At 47.4% G+C, this 18,600-nt stretch carries 19 protein-coding genes; 10 read left to right on the forward strand and 9 right to left on the reverse strand.

Translation table 11 applies throughout. The features are described from left to right. Positions 1-124: 124 nt before the first annotated feature. Complete coding sequence (locus BQ5367_RS05860) at positions 125-1,717, reverse strand: recombinase family protein (protein ID WP_083383179.1); 1,593 nt, start codon at positions 1,715-1,717, stop codon at positions 125-127. Positions 1,718-1,773: 56 nt separating this feature from the next. Then, on the reverse strand, positions 1,774-1,992 hold the full coding sequence (locus BQ5367_RS05865; RefSeq protein ID WP_008978047.1) for a hypothetical protein: 219 nt from the start codon (positions 1,990-1,992) through the stop codon (positions 1,774-1,776). A gap of 191 nt (positions 1,993-2,183) precedes the next feature. Between BQ5367_RS05865 and BQ5367_RS05870 the strand changes: the two genes are divergently transcribed. The 10 genes from BQ5367_RS05870 to BQ5367_RS13490 all read left to right on the forward strand — a co-directional run bounded on the left by BQ5367_RS05870 (position 2,184) and on the right by BQ5367_RS13490 (position 11,007). Then, on the forward strand, positions 2,184-2,711 hold the full coding sequence (locus tag BQ5367_RS05870) for a TetR/AcrR family transcriptional regulator (RefSeq protein WP_071430984.1): 528 nt from the start codon (positions 2,184-2,186) through the stop codon (positions 2,709-2,711). A gap of 19 nt (positions 2,712-2,730) precedes the next feature. Continuing rightward, entirely contained in the window at positions 2,731-4,248 is a 1,518-nt protein-coding gene (gene cls / locus BQ5367_RS05875) for a cardiolipin synthase (RefSeq protein ID WP_071441607.1), read from the forward strand. A gap of 7 nt (positions 4,249-4,255) precedes the next feature. Continuing rightward, positions 4,256-4,717 carry a glycosyl-4,4'-diaponeurosporenoate acyltransferase CrtO family protein gene (locus BQ5367_RS05880; RefSeq protein ID WP_009295644.1) on the forward strand — a complete coding sequence of 154 codons (462 nt, stop codon included), beginning with the start codon at positions 4,256-4,258 and terminating at the stop codon, positions 4,715-4,717. Positions 4,718-4,726: 9 nt separating this feature from the next. Beyond that, positions 4,727-5,845: an MGDG synthase family glycosyltransferase gene (locus BQ5367_RS05885; protein ID WP_008978051.1), complete on the forward strand. Its 1,119-nt coding sequence runs from the start codon at positions 4,727-4,729 to the stop codon at positions 5,843-5,845. Further along, entirely contained in the window at positions 5,835-6,536 is a 702-nt protein-coding gene (locus BQ5367_RS05890) for a phosphatase PAP2 family protein (protein ID WP_008978052.1), read from the forward strand. The genes BQ5367_RS05885 and BQ5367_RS05890 overlap by 11 nt, the downstream gene beginning before the upstream one ends. 2 nt (positions 6,537-6,538) lie before the next feature. After that, on the forward strand, positions 6,539-7,693 hold the full coding sequence (locus BQ5367_RS05895) for an AI-2E family transporter (RefSeq protein ID WP_071430986.1): 1,155 nt from the start codon (positions 6,539-6,541) through the stop codon (positions 7,691-7,693). Continuing rightward, positions 7,650-8,186 (forward strand): sensor histidine kinase, encoded by a 537-nt coding sequence (locus BQ5367_RS05900; RefSeq protein ID WP_008978054.1) that lies wholly within the window; start codon positions 7,650-7,652, stop codon positions 8,184-8,186. Before BQ5367_RS05895 ends, BQ5367_RS05900 begins: the two co-directional genes overlap by 44 nt. A gap of 33 nt (positions 8,187-8,219) precedes the next feature. Then, positions 8,220-9,284, forward strand: a complete 1,065-nt coding sequence (locus tag BQ5367_RS05905; protein ID WP_005946426.1) for an FUSC family protein — start codon at positions 8,220-8,222, stop codon at positions 9,282-9,284. 236 nt (positions 9,285-9,520) lie between these two features. Beyond that, positions 9,521-10,510, forward strand: coding sequence for a choloylglycine hydrolase (gene bsh, locus BQ5367_RS05910; RefSeq protein ID WP_009295645.1), 990 nt, complete (start codon positions 9,521-9,523; stop codon positions 10,508-10,510). A gap of 323 nt (positions 10,511-10,833) precedes the next feature. Continuing rightward, positions 10,834-11,007 (forward strand): hypothetical protein, encoded by a 174-nt coding sequence (locus BQ5367_RS13490; RefSeq protein WP_008978056.1) that lies wholly within the window; start codon positions 10,834-10,836, stop codon positions 11,005-11,007. A gap of 270 nt (positions 11,008-11,277) precedes the next feature. On the opposite strand, the gene mobQ is transcribed toward BQ5367_RS13490, so the two are convergent. From mobQ to BQ5367_RS05945, 7 genes are all read right to left on the reverse strand, one after another. Further along, a complete protein-coding gene (gene mobQ / locus BQ5367_RS05915; protein WP_020990945.1) occupies positions 11,278-13,170 on the reverse strand; it encodes a MobQ family relaxase in 1,893 nt (630 codons plus the stop codon). Positions 13,171-13,320: 150 nt separating this feature from the next. Then, complete coding sequence (locus BQ5367_RS05920) at positions 13,321-13,530, reverse strand: DUF3847 domain-containing protein (protein ID WP_202615273.1); 210 nt, start codon at positions 13,528-13,530, stop codon at positions 13,321-13,323. Positions 13,531-13,543: 13 nt separating this feature from the next. Then, a complete protein-coding gene (locus tag BQ5367_RS05925; protein WP_071441608.1) occupies positions 13,544-13,759 on the reverse strand; it encodes a DUF6471 domain-containing protein in 216 nt (71 codons plus the stop codon). A 515-nt stretch (positions 13,760-14,274) separates the two neighbouring features. Next, a complete protein-coding gene (locus BQ5367_RS13060; RefSeq protein WP_074021999.1) occupies positions 14,275-15,576 on the reverse strand; it encodes a DNA primase family protein in 1,302 nt (433 codons plus the stop codon). After that, positions 15,548-16,177, reverse strand: coding sequence for a CHC2 zinc finger domain-containing protein (locus tag BQ5367_RS05935; protein WP_071441610.1), 630 nt, complete (start codon positions 16,175-16,177; stop codon positions 15,548-15,550). Before BQ5367_RS05935 ends, BQ5367_RS13060 begins: the two co-directional genes overlap by 29 nt. A gap of 69 nt (positions 16,178-16,246) precedes the next feature. Then, the gene (locus tag BQ5367_RS05940; RefSeq protein ID WP_071441611.1) at positions 16,247-18,289 is read right to left on the reverse strand and encodes a recombinase family protein; all 2,043 of its coding nucleotides are present in this window, start codon (positions 18,287-18,289) and stop codon (positions 16,247-16,249) included. Beyond that, positions 18,286-18,495 carry a transposon-encoded TnpW family protein gene (locus BQ5367_RS05945; protein WP_071441612.1) on the reverse strand — a complete coding sequence of 70 codons (210 nt, stop codon included), beginning with the start codon at positions 18,493-18,495 and terminating at the stop codon, positions 18,286-18,288. Before BQ5367_RS05945 ends, BQ5367_RS05940 begins: the two co-directional genes overlap by 4 nt. Positions 18,496-18,600: the final 105 nt, after the last annotated feature.

Genomic DNA, 18,600 nt, shown 5'->3' on the forward strand with positions numbered 1-18,600 from the left:
GTGCATATCGAGAAGATGATGAAAAAAAGTGGCTTGCTTGGGGCACCCTCCGTAAGGAAGGTGCCCCAAGGTCGCTCTTGTAATTGAATTAAATATTGATTGTTTTGGACGGTGTAGCCATTGGTTACGCCGTCTTTGCTTTGTTTATCTTCCGTTTGGCAAGGTGTTCCTGAAAGGCTTCTTCCATTTCTTCAGGGGTAAGCCCTCGTATCACACCAACGCCGTTGTAATAGATGTCCATTAGCTGATAACGCTTTCCGTCAAGGTATCTCCGTTCGTGTATCACAATCTTTTCAATGAATTCGTGTACCAGTTCGGGAGTAAGCTTGGTTGGCTGCGTAATCTGTTTTACCTTGTCAATAAAACGCTGTAAGCCTTCAGACTTGTCCGTTTCGGTTTCAAGGTACGCCTGCATATCGGGTATTGCTTCTTTGAGATTTTTCTGTTCTTCCTCATACGCCATTGACATTGTGGCAAAGCGTTCATCGGAAAGTTTGCCCATTGCATTGTCCTCGTAAATCTTCTGAATCAGCAAATCAATATCCTTGATACGCTTCTCGGCTTTGGTAAGTTCTCTGCGTTTTTCGGAAAGTTCCTTTTGCTTTTCCTCTCCGTAGCATTTCATCTGCTGTTTGGCGAACTCTTTCTCATAAGCCTGAACATAACGAAATACTCGCCGCATATTCTCAAGAACATTTTCCTCAACCACTTTTTCTCGGATATAGTGTGCAGAACACACTTCGGAATTTTTACGATAGGAAGAGCAGAAGAAATAGGCTTGCTCTCGCTTGTAATTGTTTGTCACGCTGTAATACAGTTTCTCGCCACAATCGGCACAGTAAAGAAGTCCCGAAAACATACTGACAATTCCGCTTTTTGTCGGTCTGCGGCGGTGCTGTCTGAGTTCCTGCACAAGCTCAAAGGTTTCACGGTCGATAATGGCAGGGTGCGTGTTCGGGAAGATCTGCCATTCCTCCTGCGGTCTTTCAATCTTCTTTTTGTTCTTGAAAGACTTTGTTGTACTTCGGAAGTTTACCGTATCGCCACAATACTCTTGTTTGGAAAGAATACTCGCAACCGTATCCGAACACCAGTTGAATTGTCTTGCAGGCGGATTGCCGCAGTTTCTTCCCATACTGTTCCAATACTCGGTCGGCGTTAATATCTTATCCGATTTCAGCCTTTTTGCTATCTGTGTCGGTCCTAAGCCTGAAACGCACATTTCAAAGATTTGTCTGACAATCTTTGCGGCAGGCTCGTCTATCAGCCATTCCTTTGTGTTTTCGGGATTTTTCATATATCCGAAAGGTGGATTGGTGGTAAGTGGTATGCCTGCCATTCCCTTGTTCTTGAAAACATTGCGTACCTTTTGACTTGTATTCTTTGCGTGCCATTCGTTGAATAAGTCTTGCATAGGAACAATGTCGCTTAGTCCTTTTGCGGTATCAATATTATCCATAATGGCGATATATCGAATACCCAATCGGTCAAATTCTTCTTCCAAAAGCTGACCGACAATCAAGCGGTTTCGTCCTAATCTCGAATGGTCTTTGACGATAAGATTAGCAATCAATCCTTGTTCTGCAAGCTCCATAATCTCTGTAAAAGCCGGTCTTGCGAAGGTTACGCCCGACCAACCGTCGTCAATAAATACACGGGTATTTTTGAATCCGTTTTCCTTTGCGTACTTTTCAAGGATAGACTGTTGAGACGAGATTTGTCAAGGTTATTTTCTCCCGCTGAATACAAATGTCCAACTTTACTGTGAATAGCTCAGATATAATAAACACAGAGCCGCAGAATGGCCAGGGTTGCCATCACCGCCGCAATGATTAGGATGGTGTTTCGGTTTTCTCCGGCCACTCCGATGTCAATCATACTGGCCAGGGCAGTAGGCAGCAGCATGGCTGTCACAGCGGAGAGCAGCATCAGCGCCAAGAGGGCGGCCACATGCTTTCCGCTGAGTTTTACACGGGAAAAAATCGTACCCATAGTTTTCCTTTCTGCTCGTCGTACTCGCATTTTAGCTTGACAGGGCAAATAGCAAATGATAGTATAAATGAAACGATAGTATCATAGATGCTATGAATATCACAGAAGCAGGCGTTGTCAATAGTCCGAGCGAAAGTGGAACAAATGACAATCCTTGTTTCAATGATACGCAATTAAAGGAGACGTTTCTTATGCGAAGGACAACGGCTACAACAGACTATCTGAAAGAATGTATGGGTACAGCGTTGCTGGAACTAATGAAAGAAAAACCCATTGAAAAAATCAGTATTGAGGAGATGACTGCCAAGGCAGATGTAGGTCGCTCCACTTATTTCCGTTATTTCAAAAGTAAAGATGAAGTTCTGTCTTTCAAAATCACATGTCTGTGGAAGCGCTTTTCCGACGAACACGGTGCTACCAACTTCGCCACTGGTAGTTATGACGGCATCAGGCTGTTTTTTGAATTTTGCCTTTCCACTCGTCCTATTTGTGATCTGCTCTACTCAGCTGATCGCCAATATGTGATTCTAAACTTCTATTTACAAGAAGCGGCATCCATTGTCGCTAATGCCGATGCCAAAACGCACTACTTTATCCAATTTATTACATATGGATTGTTTGGGCTTATGAATGCGTGGGTATTACGAGGCTATAAAGAAACCCCACAGGAAATGGCACAAATAGTTTGCGATTGGGAAGCATCTTCGGAGGAGAAATAACATAGAGGGGGGTAAACATATGGGAAAAATCATTCGACGCATTCTAACAATTATTCCAGCGGTGGCTTTACAATCGCTCTGGCTTTTGCTGTTGATGAAATGGCTGATCCCTTACGCACCGATTATTGTGTCACTGCTTTCCGTTGCAGCGTTTTTCTTGGTGGTATTTATTATTATAAAGAGAGATGAAACCGCTTATAAATTGCTTTGGCTGCTGGTTATTCTGTCACTACCTTTGGTAGGAGCGTTACTATATCTGCTCTTTGGAAATAAACGGACGGCCCGCCCTCTAAAAAGGCGCTTGCAGCAAGTTCAAAAGAGTTGCAATCCGCAGCCTCTTCCAATAAAAGAAGCGCCCTTTGACGGCGAAAAACGCATGGGGCAAACAGTGCGGTGGCTGGAAGAAAAAACGCAATATCCGATGTGTGCAGTTGAGCAGGTTCGTTACTATCCGTTGGGCGATAATATGTTCCCTGATATGCTTGCCGATTTGAAAAATGCAAGAAACTCGATTTACGTAGAATACTTCATTATTGAGCCGGGGCATATGTGGGACGCAATCGTGAACGAACTGGAAGTAAAAATGGAGCAGGGCGTTGATGTACGTGTGATATACGATGATCTTGGCAGTATTTCTTCGTTCAATTTCAGTAATGTCCGTGAACTGAAAAAGAAAGGCATTCCATGTATTCCTTTTAATCCTTTCCTTGCCTTAAAAGGAACTGCAAACTATCGCGATCATCGCAAAATGCTGATTATTGACAACGAAGTTGCTTATAGCGGAGGTATCAACTTATCAGATCGGTATATCAATTTGGAACATCCCTATGGACACTGGAAGGACACAGGCTTTCGGATTACTGGTGAGCCAGTAAAAAATTTTACCCATATGTTCTTGACCTTTTGGAACGCATTTTCGCTGGAAAAAGAAGCAGGACAGCTTGCAATGCCCACATATCCCAAAAGGTATCCTGCGCCGCCGCACACATTTGATGGTTATGTGCTTAGTTACTACGATTCGCCCCTTAACCATGAAGCTACCAGTAATCAGCTCTTTATTGACTTGCTTTCTCAAAGCACGGATTACGCATGGTTTTTTACACCGTATCTTATGCTTGGCGATGACTTGATGGATGCAATGATTTCCGCTGCTCAACGTGGTGTAGACGTGCGGATCATTATGCCCGGCATCCCTGATAAGAAGCTGATTTTCCGTATGTCTCGGAGCTTTTATCAGGTGTTGCTGACTGGCGGCATCAAGATTTATGAGTATACTCCCGGCTTCGTTCATGCAAAGAGCTTTGTATCAGACGACAAAGTTGCGACGATAGGAACTGTCAATCTGGACTACCGCAGTCTCTTTCTCCACTTTGAAAACAATTCGTTCTTTTATCGTTCCAGTATTATTGCAGCAATAAAGGACGATTTCATCGCTACACAGGCAAAATGTAAAGAGGTAAAGCCCTATGATATGAAACATTATTCGCGCCGCTGGGTCGTAGATGGTGTCCTTCGTATTTTCGCACCGCTATGTTGAGGTTTTTATGAAGCATTTTCTTATGTGTCTGCTATATATCGCGGCGTTAGGGGTTCTCTCCTTTGTAGTGGGGCGCTTGATCCCGAAGCATTGGTTTCACGCCGATCGTTTTCCTTGGGTCTGCCACCCGGCAGAGCAAAAACTATGGAAGCGGCTTCATGTTCGGAAATGGCAGGCAAAGATCCCCGATATGAGCCGCATATTCGTTAAAATCATGCCGGAAAAGAAACTGACAAAGGAAAACTATGAGAACTTGCCGCGCATGATAGAAGAAACTTGCGTGGCAGAGTGGACACATATTCTGTTGTCTATCGCCGGTCTTGGACTGCTGAAAATATGGTCCGGTGTTGGCGGGGTATGTATAACGATTATCTACATTGTGCTGGGTAATTTGCCGTTTATTGTTGTCCAGCGCTATAATCGCCCACGCCTGCAAAAGCTGTTTGCTATGCAGCAAAGGAAAAAATAGGAGATTCAAATGCAAACACTAATTCTAAGCTGCAACACTGGCGCAGGGCATAACTCCTGTGCGCAAGCAGTTCAGGAAGCCTACCACTCTCGCGGAGAAATCTGCAATATTACAGATTCTTTGCAGTTTATTTCAGAAAAAGCATCCACGTTTATTTCTAATTGGCATACCCGAATTTACCGCCATGCTCCAAGGCTTTTTGATGCTGGGTATCAGCGTGCGGAATCTCACGAAGATATTTTTTGTGAGGGAACGCCGATCTATAAGCTACTTTCCTCCGGCGCAGAGCGGATGTATCAATACATCCGCTCTGCAGGCTACGATAATATTATCTGTACTCATGTATTCCCAGCCTTGGCGTTGACAGAAATGCGCCGACAGCACCCATGCTTACAGCTTGTAACGAGCCACATTTCTACAGACTATACCTGCGCTCCCTGCACAGCGGATTCTGCGCTGGACTGGTATTTCATTCCGTCCACTTCGCTGTTAGGTGAGTTTGAACAATGTGGACTTCAACCTCAAAAGCTGATCGCCAGTGGAATCCCTGTGCGGCAGCAATTCTACCAGCGTGTGTCACAAGAAGCAGGAAAAGCCAACGCCGGAATCTCTCCTGCTCATCAACATATTTTAATGATGTGCGGTAGCATGGGCTGCGGTCCAATGGAGGAGATTATATCGTATCTCTGCCCTTACCTCACAACAGAACAAGAACTTAGTGTTGTATGCGGCACAAATGATGATTTACGCAAAAAACTCCAAAAAAGGACAGAAAAGTATTCTCAAGTTCATGTTCTGGGAACCGTCAATAATGTGCCGCAGCTCATGCAAGCCTCAGACCTATTCCTGACAAAGCCCGGAGGTCTAAGTACATCTGAGGCAATGGCGGCAGAGTTACCAATGGTGCTTATCGATGCAGTGGCTGGCTGCGAGACACATAATCTGAATTTTTTTCTGCGTAATGGAATGGCCGTCACAGCCAATACGCCAAAAGCAATCGCAGACACCACAATAAAAACGCTAAATGCCCCAGTGCTTCTTTCTAAAATGCGCGCGGCAATGCGGTCGCAGACGGAATGTACGGCAGCCGATAAAATCTATGAATGGATATACAGTCATGCAAAGTAATCATATAAAGCCGGAAGTTAATTACCGTGAGTTCCGCATCCATAAACTTAATACACCTGAATTTTCTCACGTCAGGCTATTGCTTTACTGGCCAATTTTCGGCTTGCTGTTTTTGTTTCTTGAGCGGTTGCAACCGCAACGAAATTACTATCCCGTCTATTGTGGACTCGATGATATAATACCATTTTGTGAATGGGCGTTGATTCCGTATCTATTTTGGTTTGTCTTTCTAATCGGTACGTTGGTTTATACTTTTTTCGTCGATGTACCTGCATTTCGGCGTATGATGTATTTTGTGATAGTCACCTATACGATCACGGTTTTGATTTACCTGTTCTTTCCAACCTGCCAAAATTTGCGGCCAGAAGCATTTGTACGCAATAATCTACTTACACGCTTTATTGAATTATTCTATAGTTTCGATACCAATACAAATGTTTGCCCCTCACTTCATGTAATAGGCTCTGTTGCCGCGATGTTTGGGTTATGGGATTGCAAGGCGCTCCAAAGCGTCGGATGGAAAATCGCTGCTACATCAATCGCCGTGTGTATCAGTCTCTCCACCGTTTTTATGAAACAGCATTCTATCATGGATGTTCTCGCTGCATTGCCAGTCTGTTTCTTTGGTTGGTGGATTGCCTATAAGATACTCCCCAATAATAAAACAAACCGATTTCTTACGAGGATGTAATCATGGATAAATCCTACAAAAAGCCGCTTCTACTAATCACGTTTGGGGTGATCTTATTTGCGGCATTCAACAATCTAAACTATGTTGCCAACTTTCTAAAATCGTGTATTGGCTTGCTCGCTCCGATTTTATCAGGCCTTTTGCTGGCCTTTGTTCTGAGTGTACCCGTGCGCGGACTGGCAAAGAGGCTTCGACGAAAGCTGACTAAAGCTACAGATCGGCAAATAGACATGATAAGCCTGTTACTGACGCTGATATGTGTTATTGCGATTATTGCTCTTCTGTGTGTAATTGCGATTCCACAGCTCACTGCATCTGTAAAAAGCATTGCTGCTCTTGTTCAAGAAAAATGGCCTGACTGGGTCGGCTTATTGCAAAGATACGGCATTGACACAGAGAAACTGTCGGCACATTTTGCTGCGCTCGATTGGAAATCTATTCTGCAAAGCATTTCGAGCGAAATGAACACAGTGATTTCCTCAGTTGCCAATGTTGCTGGCTCTACGGTATCTGCGATTGCTGATGTTGCAATTTCACTTGTGATCACATTCTATGTGCTAATTGGATGGCGTGAATTGAGCAGTCAAAGCAAACGGGCACTGTATGCCTACTGTAAGGAATCCGTTGCAGATAGAATTTGCCATATTTCGAAACTTGCACATGACACCTATGCGAAGTTTCTTTCTGGTCAGTGTGTCGAGGTTATGATTCTTGGAACATTGATCTTTCTTTCGTTTTCTGTTGCAGGGATTCCATATGCGGGGCTAACAGCCGTTTTAACTGCCGCCTTTGCATTCGTTCCTTATATTGGAGGATTTCTCTCCTGCGCTTTCGGCATTTTATTTACTTTATTGGCGGCTCCGAACAAGGCGCTCCTATGCTTGATCGTCTATCAGGCAACTCAGTTTGTTGAAAATCAGTTCATCTATCCGCACGTCGTGGGAAACAGTGTAGGGCTATCCCCGTTCTGGACGTTGTTGGCGGTTTTGCTGGGCGGTAAACTGTTCGGTGTCCTTGGCATGATTTTCTTTATTCCGTTAATGGCTCTTGTATCTCAGCTTCTACACGAATCAATCGAACGGCGGCTGCATACCCGCAAACCGGAGCTGTCCAATGTACAAAGCAACTCAGACGAGAATACAGACATATCTCAATGATGTAGCAGGCGTTCGAATAGTTTGTGCGTTTATTGACGATAATCGTCTGGATGAACAGATCCGCCAGGCAGTTCTTTCATTGGAAACAAAATGGACAGAAAAAGAAATTGGTTTTCAGGTAGAATTGGAGGAAGTTAAATATACTGCGAATGAAGGACTTTTTATGCATATCTGGATAAATCTTTTAGATAATGCGATTAAGTTCAGCCCTTCAAAGGGGACAATTACGATGTTTCTGAAACAAGAACAGGATTCTGTTAAGTTCATTCTGGAAGATGAAGGACCAGGAATAGAGGATGATGTAAAATCCAGAATATTTGACAAGTTCTATCAGGTAGATGGATCTCATAAAGCAGAAGGAAATGGCCTAGGTCTTGCACTTGTAAAACGGATTGTAGATAGTGCCGGAGGAACAATCAAAGCAGAAAACCGTGAATATGGTGGATGCAGATTTGTTATAGAGCTGCCAAAGCAGAAAGATGAGATTATCTAGTTTTAAGATAAATTAGAAGATGGGAGTATTTATATGACATTTTATCAGGAGTTGCAGTTAAATCAGGCAGGTTCTAAAAACCTGTTGAAAAAGAGTGAAACACTAAAAGAAAAACTATATCATATGTGGGTATATCTGGTGAAGATAGCTGCTACAATGGCATTTTGTTTTTTCTTTGTTAGTATTTTCAGCATCCTATTTGGAAATGAGAACAGCATTGTAGGTGTAGTAGTCTTATTATGTCTCATGGTGTTTAGGAATGCGGATCTGGGGATCCACACCGGACAATCTACGATGCTTTTGGCTTTGTTCTTTGTAATTATGACTGTATGTCCGCATTTAGCAAATCAGTTTTCACCGGTATTGGGAATGCTGTTAAATATTGCGGCACTGGCTGTGTTGATTCTGTTCGGATGCCATAATCCATCCATGTTTAATCAATCTACATTGGTTCTTGGGTATCTGCTGCTATATGGTTATGATGTTACGGGAAAAAGCTATCAGATGCGATTAGTCGGAATGGCTTTAGGTGCAGCACTTACCTGCTTCGTATTTTATCGAAATCATAAAAACAGAACTTATAAAAGAAATCTGAAAGATCTGATACAAGAATTTGATATCACTTCTTCCAGAACAAAATGGCAGATATGTCAGATTTTATGCGTACCGATTGTCCTTTGCATTGCAGAACTTTGTAATATGCCACGTGCAATGTGGGCTGGTATTGCGGCCATGTCCGTGATTTTGCCGTCTATGGAAGATATGCACTACAGAGTCCGTAAAAGGATTGTCGGAAATATTGCAGGTGTTATATGTTTTACAGTATTATATTTTCTGCTTCCTTCGTCAATCTATGCATATATAGGAATTCTTGGTGGAATCGGTGTAGGATTTTCAGCACAATATGGCTGGCAGGCAGTATTTAACACATTTGGTGCTTTAGCCATTGCTGCAGAGACATATGGACTACAAGGAGCGGTTAGTCTTAGAGTGAGTCAAAATGTTTTTGGTGTTGTGTTTGCTTTAGCATTTTGTGTTATATTTTATTGGTTTATGCCTAAAAAAAAGGAAAGTGAGGTGACCGTACATGCAGAGTGAAGTGAATCAGAAAGAAAATTTGAATAGAATTATTACGGTTCCTAATCTTCTTTCTTTTTTCGGCTTTGTCTGATTCCGGTAATTATATGGAGTTATTGTGTAAAGAAAAATCCTCGAATGAATGCAGGGAAGTGACCGAAAAGTACCGCACAGGACGGAGTGCATATTTATGGCTCGGACAGTTGTTTATGAGATTGTTTGCAGGACTATTATAGCAGAAAGAAGAGGTGTTCGATATGTGTACAGCAGCAACTTACAAAACAAAAGATTTTTATATGGGCAGAACGCTTGATTATGAATTTTCCTATGGGGAACAGATCACGATAACGCCAAGAAATTACGAATTTGATTTCCGGTTTGCCGGGAAGATAAAAAGCCATTATGCTTTGATCGGAATGGCATTTGTTGCAGGAGGTTATCCGCTTTATTATGATGCTGTTAATGAAAAAGGCCTTGGAATGGCAGGTCTTAATTTTGTCGGCAATGCGGCATATGAAGAAGCTTTGCCGGAAGATGAAACAGAAGTCAGCCAGGTGGCACAGTTCGAGTTCATCCCATGGATCCTTACACAGTGTGCTACTGTAGCAGAGGCGAGAGAGAAGCTGGCAGCAATGAGACTGACAGGCACAGCATTCAGTGAACAGCTGCCGACAGCACAGCTTCACTGGATCATTGCAGACAAAGACTCCTGTATCGTTGTTGAGTCTATGAAAGATGGGCTGCATGTATATGATAATCCGGTAGGAGTGCTTACCAATAATCCACCATTCCCGAGTCAGATGTTTGCACTGAATAATTATGCCGGAGTATCCAGAAAACAGCCGGAGAGTACTTTTGCAGGAGTATTACAGCTTGATGCATATAGCAGAGGAATGGGTGGAATGGGAATACCTGGAGATCTTTCCAGCCAGTCAAGATTTGTGAAAGTTGCCTTTACAAAATTAAATTCGATCTCCGGTGAAGAAGAGGATGAGAGTGTAAGCCAGTTCTTCCATATCTTAGGATCCGTAGATCAGCAGCGTGGATGCTGTGAGGTGACAGAAGGCAAATATGAGATCACGATATACACGTCCTGTTGTAATACAGCAAAAGGTATTTATTATTATACGACTTATGATAATCATCAGATCACAGCGGTTGACATGCATGCGGAAAATCTGGATTCAGATCAGCTGATCTGTTATCCGCTTCTGTCCAAGGGCGAAGTCAGATGGCAGAATAAATAATACGAAAATGCACGGAGAAAGCATAACGCAGAACAACAGGAGGACAATATCGAGATTGTATGGAATGCAGATGTTAGGTTGATAATTGTGCAAGCACCGCCTGCACAATTTGTGCAACAAAAAAGAGGAGCCAGTCCAGACTCCTCAAAGGTACGTTATTTCAAAAAGTTGCTCTTGTGTTCCAGCGCGTGCAGATTATGATAGTCTTCATAAATAAGTCAATTTTGCAGATAAAATTAGCAACTCAGGAAAAAATGATTTGCTTGGAGAAATCGAAACGATAAGCTGAGATAATGGTTTCTCTTCTTTAGTGAGCCTATGAAATGACGAAATGTGGCTCGCCACATGGTGCTAACGCATACGACTGTTCTCCTCGTGGTGATGAATTGTTGAAGTTAAGTGAGCAAAAAGCAAAATCTGAACTTGTGAACTTAATTGCCAGTGCAGCAGGCGCATATACAGGGGCTGTTATCTCGCAAATATTCGATGCGGCGTAAGTAAAAAAGTTGGGCACGATCTTAACGAGCAATGCATGGCGGTACCCACTCATGCAAAATTTATAAGCCCCTGCCGCAGCAGGGGCTTATAAATCGCCTGTCTGGGATAAAATCCTCGAACCCCTTTGACACAGATTCCATCTGTGACTATGCATCGCAAGCGATGCTAAAGGAGCACGGTCAGCCACGACCGTGCTCCTTTAAATTTGTGCGGCTCTATGTCAATAGTTGGGATAGAGGTAAGCGCAAGAATGTGGTAGCATATATATATTATCGTTCCCAAGTGTCTCTGCTGTTCTTCTTGTTTTGCTTCTGCTGTGCCTGCTGTTTCTGACGCAGATGTTCACGGATGGAGCGAGCTTCCGTTTCCTCATGAAGTATATCAGCAACATCCCGCTTGCTGTCGTACATCATCAAGTAATCGTACTTATCTCCGTAAGCAGACTGCACACGGTCAACCACAGAGCGCTCCATTGCAGGACGCAGGTCGAGCCTTGCGTCCTGCAATTCGTCTGGGTCGAATTCTGCCGATTGCGTCTTCAAATCAGCATACTGCTGCAAAGCGTCGTTCAGCTCAGCCGTGTACTTTTCTTCCTGTTGCGACAGCTTTTTTAGTGCGGCTTCCATCGTGGAAATGTCCTTTTTCACAGCAGCGATACCGGCATCGTCACTGCATTCCAGCGAGTGCAGCAGCATATCCTTCTCGGATTTCAGCTCTTCCAATTCCTCGGTCAGCTCCGCAATATGGCGGGACAGTTCACACTGCTTCGGGATGAGATAGAGGGGTGTCTCCTTCTTTTGGGCAAGCAAAGACTTGCGTTCCTTGCCCTTGCCCCGAATCTCCTGAACCAGCTCGGTATAGCGCACCAGATTCGGCTGAACCGCGTGGATATAATCTTTCATGCGCTGCCTGCCCCGGCCGATATGCCGCAGCTGATAGCGGAAAACAATCATATTTGCCCGCAGCTTTTCCATCGCCTCGGCAATAACCGGGAGGGTGTTCTTTACCGCCTGTGCCAGCTTCCTGACCGCAGCTTTCAGCTCCCGCAGCAAGGCATTGTCCGCCTTGATCTGCCGGTTGATCTCGCAGCGGTCAGCAATGATCCCTTTCCGCTCCAGCGCCCGTGCGGTCACTCCCTCATGGATGGTAGGCTGCTCATCCAGACCTCTGGCTGCGTTGCTGCGGTGGTCGATTCGCTCCGCCCGTCCGGCGCGCTCCAGATAGAGATTGGTCACATCCGCCCATGCAGCCCGCCATGTCACAAGTTGCTCCTCACTATTCCAACGTTCGGAGATGGGGTTCTGTCTGCCGTAGCGGGTGCTCTTCGGATGCTTGTCAGCCCGGATGAGTCCCTGCGCCTCGGCAGCAGACGGTGTCATATAGACCTTCTTTTTGCCGACCTTGTAGGGATATTGCTTCTCCCAGCCCTCGTTCTGCGCCGCCCGGAACTCGGCGGCGGTGAAGCCTCGTTCTTCACCGTTTCTCATACAGAGATATTCTTTTTCGGTCTTGTACTGCCAGCGTCCCTGCTCATCCAGCGGGCGCACCGTCAGGAGAATGTGGGCGTGGGGATTGTGACCGTCGGTGTCGTGGATGGCAGCGTCGGCGCACATTCCATCGGACACAAATTGCTCCCGGATAAAGTCTTGCAGCAGCTCGATCTGCTGTTCCCGGTTTAGCTCTATGGGCAGAGCCACAACAAACTCACGGGCAAGCCTGCTGTCTTTTGCTGTCTCTACTTCCTCCACGGCGTTCCACAGTTTTTCTCTGTCTTGCCATTCCTGTGGGGCATATTCCGGCAGAAACATCTGCTGCCAGACAAGCCCTTGTTTTTTCGTGTAGTCGTGCTGAATCCCGTCGTAATCGTTATACAGGCGGGAGCAGCTCAAATAGGCAGAAGCAGCTACTGCGGAGCGGCCTGCGCCCCGGCTGACCACCTTCGCTTCCAAATGATAAATCGCCATATCTTCTTCACCTCGTTCTTCCTTTTTCTGTTTCTCTTTCGCAAAAGAGAAAATGCCCCGAAGATGAGCTTCGGGCATAGCCGCAAACAAAGCTGCCGGTGGCAGGTTTGTGCGGGCAGGGTGCAAGCTGTTTCCAAAGCAGAAACAACTGCGACCTGCGCAGACGATGACAGCAGCACCCTGCAAGTGCTGTGGCATTGTCTGGAGGCTGCCGCAGCAGCCGCATCCGCCTCGCAGAGCGCACGATTTCCGCAGGAAATACCACTGCCCTTTAGGGTGGTGAGTAAGTGCGCCCTTTGGGAGAAAAAAGAGGAAGGTCCCCGGTTTCCCGGAGACCTCCCAGCAGATTCAATCGTGCTGCGGCAGCTTCTGTATCAGATAATCCTCCAGTACAGTCGGCTCCATCGTCCGCACTTCTGGCAGCACCTTTTCCAGAATTGCGCCCTCCTGAATGAGCCTGCGTGTTCTGGCTTTGCGCTCCTTGACCCGATCCCGCGCCTGCGCTTCTTCCAACCGGTGCTGTGCCTGCAACAGTTTCTTTTCCGCATCTGTCATCATGCGAAAGCCCTCCTTATCTTCGTTTCTGCCAGACGATTTCATAGCCCAGCGCGTCGGCAAGCTGGACAGCTTCGACATAGCGCAGGGATTCCCGCTGGAGCTTATTGGACAGGTTTGATACGCTGTCAGACCAGCCGTGTTCATCCCGCAGCAGATCAACGACCTCCTGCATGGTCATGCCCTGACGGACGATGTATGACTTGATCTCATTTCTCAGATTGGATTTCATCAACTTTTACCTCCATATTTTCGTGATATTGGTTTTTGAGTAAGTGAACTGTGTGCGCTTTGTGGTGAAAAATCTGCTGTGCCGCAAATCCGCTCAGATTTCCGTCCGTGACGCCCTGTTCGTAACAGTACCCTACCAGCTTCATCGTTTTGTGCGAAAGCATACGAAATGGCAGGATATGCCACAGTCCAGTGCGGCGGCTTCACGCTTCGGTAAATCACCGGATGGTGCAGCGCGTTCGACCTACGGCGAAAATCTTCACGGATTTCACAAGCATTGATTTTGGGGCTGCAAGATTGAGCCGCCGGTGTACGGCTCGGTACAGAAGAGCCCTCTTGTGTACGCTTCTGTACGCCGGTTTTGTGTACCAGCCGTCGGTTCAGCGGCAGATTTTACACGTTGACGTGAAATACTCCACGGTGCTCACAAGCAAAAGCGGTTTTTAAGAATGAAATCAAAAACAGCCGTACAGAGTGTACGGCGTGTACGGCAGTTTTGAAGTCCGTTTCTTATTTTCAATACGGCGGCGGATTGATCACCTCAATACCCACAAAGCCCCGCACCCGCTTACCGCCGACATGGACATTGTTGGTGGCCTCTACATTGTAAAGCCGCTCATTTTGTGCAAGCTCAGAGCTGACCCGGTTGGCAGACATGGGCTTCTGCGCGTTGTCGTCGCACCATCTTGTGTAGGCTTCATAAATTGCCTTGGAGCTGGCCTCGCTGTCTGCCCGAAAGCGTATATAGCCCTCAGATTGCAGAAACTCGATCACATTGTTGCTGCTGCGCTTGACCGTCTCCATATTTTCTCTGGCTTTGCCCGAAATGCTGAACTGATAGTTGTTCCCAATCAGCCGGTGCAGCCCCTCCAGACACCATAGGAAGATACCATCCTTTTCCCGCAGCAGCTTGTCCACCAGAAACGGATCATCCGCTCTGCCTGCGGGCCGGTCTTTGGTGGTCAGCACGATCTGGCGGCGAAAAAAGCCGTCGGACTTGTCGTGCAGGGCGGTCAGCGCACCGTTTCCGAAGCAGAGGAAGCGAACATAAAGCTGGCTCTGATAGCTCTGAACGCCCTTGCGCTCCATGTCCATCTTGCACTCCGAAGTCACGATGGATTTGATATAATTCGTCTTGGGCAGGGCGCTCATATCCATATCATCGTCCACCATCAGGAGCTTGTTTTCCAAGTCCGCGCGGCTGAACCGGTTGCTCTCGACTTTCTGGATGCTGGTGGTATTCATACTGTCGCCCAGCAGCGAGCGCATGACCAGTCCGATGCGGCTTTTGCCCTCGCCGCCCTTGCCGATGAGCATGAGCAACTTCTGTCCCTTGGTGGTTGGCAGCAGACAGTAGCCGAGAAACTCCTGCAAGGTGGGAACGTCCTCCGGTTGCAGCAGCTCGGACAGGAATTGCAGCCAGCGTTTTGGCTCAGGCGCGTCTGGGTTGTAGGCGACCGTCAGCCGGTTGTTGCAGTAGCTCTTGTCGGCGGTGAAGCTGCCATCCATGAAATACGTTCCGTTGGCAACATGGATGCGATCCGTTTCAATGGGCAGCGGCGGTGAATAGGCTTGCAGCTTGATGCTGGCAAGCAGATTTATCACGACTTTGGACAGTCCGGAGGTCAGCACACCGGAGATTTCCTCCAGAATGAGATTGCCGATCTGCCCCTCGTCCTCTATCAACCCGTCTACCGTGAACAGCCGCCCGCGCACACATTTCATGGGGTGCTTGTCCAAAAACTGCTGGCAGAACAGCACTTCATTGATATGCCTGCCATCGTACCAGTCAGGCCACGCCTGCGGTGTCATTTCCATCTTCCAATTCCTCCTTGTGAATTTCCTCTAATCTTCTTCGCAGCCTGTCCAGCTTGCCGTCTTCCATCTGGTGCTGCACCACTTCGGCGCGTTCATGGGAATCCCCGGCGCACAAAATATCCAGATAGTATTCCGTTTCATCGAGCTTGCGACAGGCTTCCGTAAACCGTGCGTGAACAGGTTGATCAGGTGACTGCGGCGCATACCGCACCTTCCAGTTCCGCAGCACACGGGCGTAATCAGACAGAACAGAAAAGCACAGCCGCTCGTTTTCCATGAGCTGCTGTGCTTCTGTTCGGATGCGTTTTGCGTGAAGCGCTGCTGCGCTGGGCGGCTTGTCCGGGCTGAGATGAAAATCTGTCATCAGCTTCCGTGCCGCATCGTAGGGTGAAAGCTGAAACAGCCTGCCCACAAAGTCGATCACATCCCCGTGCTCCCCGCAGGCGAAGCAATAATAGTGGTCGTCGGCCACATACAGGCTGGGATGTCGGTCATTGTGAAACGGGCAGAGGGCTTTGCCGTATCGGTTCACATCGATCCCGTACAGCTCTGCCGCTTCCCGCAGATTGATGTTTTCTTTTACGATTTCAAAAATACGCATGATACCTCCATTTCTGCGCAAAAACGGCGGCCTGCCCGATCTGGGGCAAGCCGCCGTCTGTGTCTTTTCTTATGATGTTTTGATTTCTTCCTCATTCTTGGCTTCTCGCAAGGCTTTCTTCCGTGCGCCCTGCCGCTTGATCTGTGCTGCATACCGGCAAGCATCGGAGCAGTATTTGACGCTGCTTCGTGTCGTAGGAAACACCTTGCCGCAGTTTTCACAGGTACACTCCCGGCTGCGGCTTTCTGCCGCCTCCTGCCGGTAGAATTTTGCCCGGCAGTTGGGGCCGCAGAACAGGGTGTTCGTCCGTTTGGATGCAAATTCCTGCCCGCAGCACTTGCAGGTCAGCATGAAAGGCTGACCGACAGCGTGTTCACCAGCCTTGATTTTCTGATACCGTTCCCGGCTTTTAATGCGATGTCGCTTGAGCTGCTCCTGCCGCTTGATTTCTTCCTCGGTCAGCTCCGGCGCGGGAAGCTCAAACTGCCCGATAAACCGAAGGTGGATTTCCACCTCCTGCACCCGGTCGCCGTCGATACGCTCTGGGGCGTGGACGATGATTTTCTCAATAAACTCATTGATCATGGGCGTGGTCAGCTCGGAAAAATCGGTGTACTTCTTTGCCAGCTCCAAAAACTGCTCCACACGGGCGGTGTCCTCTGCGAAAGCGGACAGCTTTTCTTCCGCTTCTGCGACAGCAGTTTGCAGCGCTTTCTGCTCGGCTTCGTAATCTGCCAGCAGGCGGTCAAAGCGTTCATCGGTAATGCGCCCGACGGCAAAGGATTCATAGAGCTTTTTGATGATGGTGTCCAACTCGGCAATGCGCTTTTTGTCCTTGCTCAGCTTTCGCTTGGCATCCTTGGCCGCTTCTGCCTGTTGGAGCTGGGAGGCAGAGCGCACCTTTTCCATGAACGCCTCCTGATTGGAAATCGCAAAGGTGCTGACCGTGCGGATGGTGTCCAGAATCAGGGTGCGCAGAGCCTTGGTGGAGATGTAGTGACCAAAACAGGCACTTGTCCGTTTCTGATGCGCCAGGGTATAGGCAGAGCAGTCGAAAAAGTCAGATGGGTACGGATTATTCTCTGTGCCGCCTTTGGAGCGATGGTTATACATCTTTTCTCCGCAGTCAGCGCAGTACAAAAGCCCGGTCAGCGGATTCGCTTCTCCCAGCGTGTCAATGCGCTTTGGCGTCTTGCGGAGCTTCTGCGCAAGCTCCCATGTCTCCCTGTCCACGATGGCCTCGTGGGTGTCCTCAAAGATGAGCCAATCCTCCCTGGGATTCATCACGGCGTTTTTATCTTTATAGGACTGCTTGTGGGAGCGGAAATTCACCGTATGCCCCATATACTCCGGCTTGGAGAGGATCTGTCCCACGACATAGCCGCTCCAGTTATAGGGATTGGAAAATTCCTCTTTGCTTTTCCAGATGCCCTTGCCCTGCTTGCCGAAGTACACGGCGGGCGTTTCCACCTTATCCTCAAAGAGAATACGGGCAATGTCGTAGGGGCCTTTGCCCTCAATGGTCAATCGGAAAATGCGCCGTACCACGGCAGCGGCTTCCTCGTCGATCAGCCAATGGTATTTGTTTTCCGGGTCTTTCTTGTAGCCGTAGATGGCGCAGTTGGTGGTAGGCTTGCCGGATTCTCCCTTGACGCGGATGGCGGTTTTCTGCTTGCGGCTCAGGTCACGCAGATACCACTCGTTCATGATGTTGAGGAAGGGGGCAAACTCATTGCTGTTCTGGTCATCGCTGTCCACGCTGTTGGCGATGGCAACAAAGTGGACACCGTGCTGCCGGAAGAACACCTCCGTGTAAAATCCGGTTTGCAGATAGTCACGCCCCGCCCGGCTCATATCCTTGACAATCACATGGGCAACCTTGCCTGCCTCAATGTCTGCAATGAGCTGCTTCCATGCCGGACGCTCAAAATTGCCGCCGCTCCAGCCGTCATCGGTATAGTGTCGGCAGTTAGTGTAGCCTCTCTGCCGGGCATAGCTTTCGAGATATTTTTTCTGATTCACGATGGAATTGCTATCCCCGGCATTGTCATCGTCGCGGGACAGCCGCTCATAGAGGGCGGTAATTTTGCTTTCAGTCTGTTTCACGCTCATGATGCGCTCCTTTCAGACTGTCGGCTCATTTGTGGTGTCTCCATTATACCACAGGTTCCGTCGTTTGTAACCATATCATTGCGTACAATCCGTAAAATTTTATCCTCCATGGTCTCGCCGCCGCTTTCGTTGAACACGACTCTGACCTTGTAGGTGGTGCCGCCGATCCGGCGAATGATAAACTGTTCTCGTTTGTTCTGCTCCATACTGTCCCTCCTTGAAAAACTCATCATATTTTGGTATACTGATTGTGGTTCCGACGATTGTAAGCCGAATGTGTCATATCTCTTTTCCATGGCGTTGCCGCACTC

The sequence above is a fragment of the Traorella massiliensis genome (assembly GCF_900104665.1).
GTDB classification, from domain to species: Bacteria; Bacillota_I; Bacilli_A; order Erysipelotrichales; family Erysipelotrichaceae; genus Traorella; species Traorella massiliensis.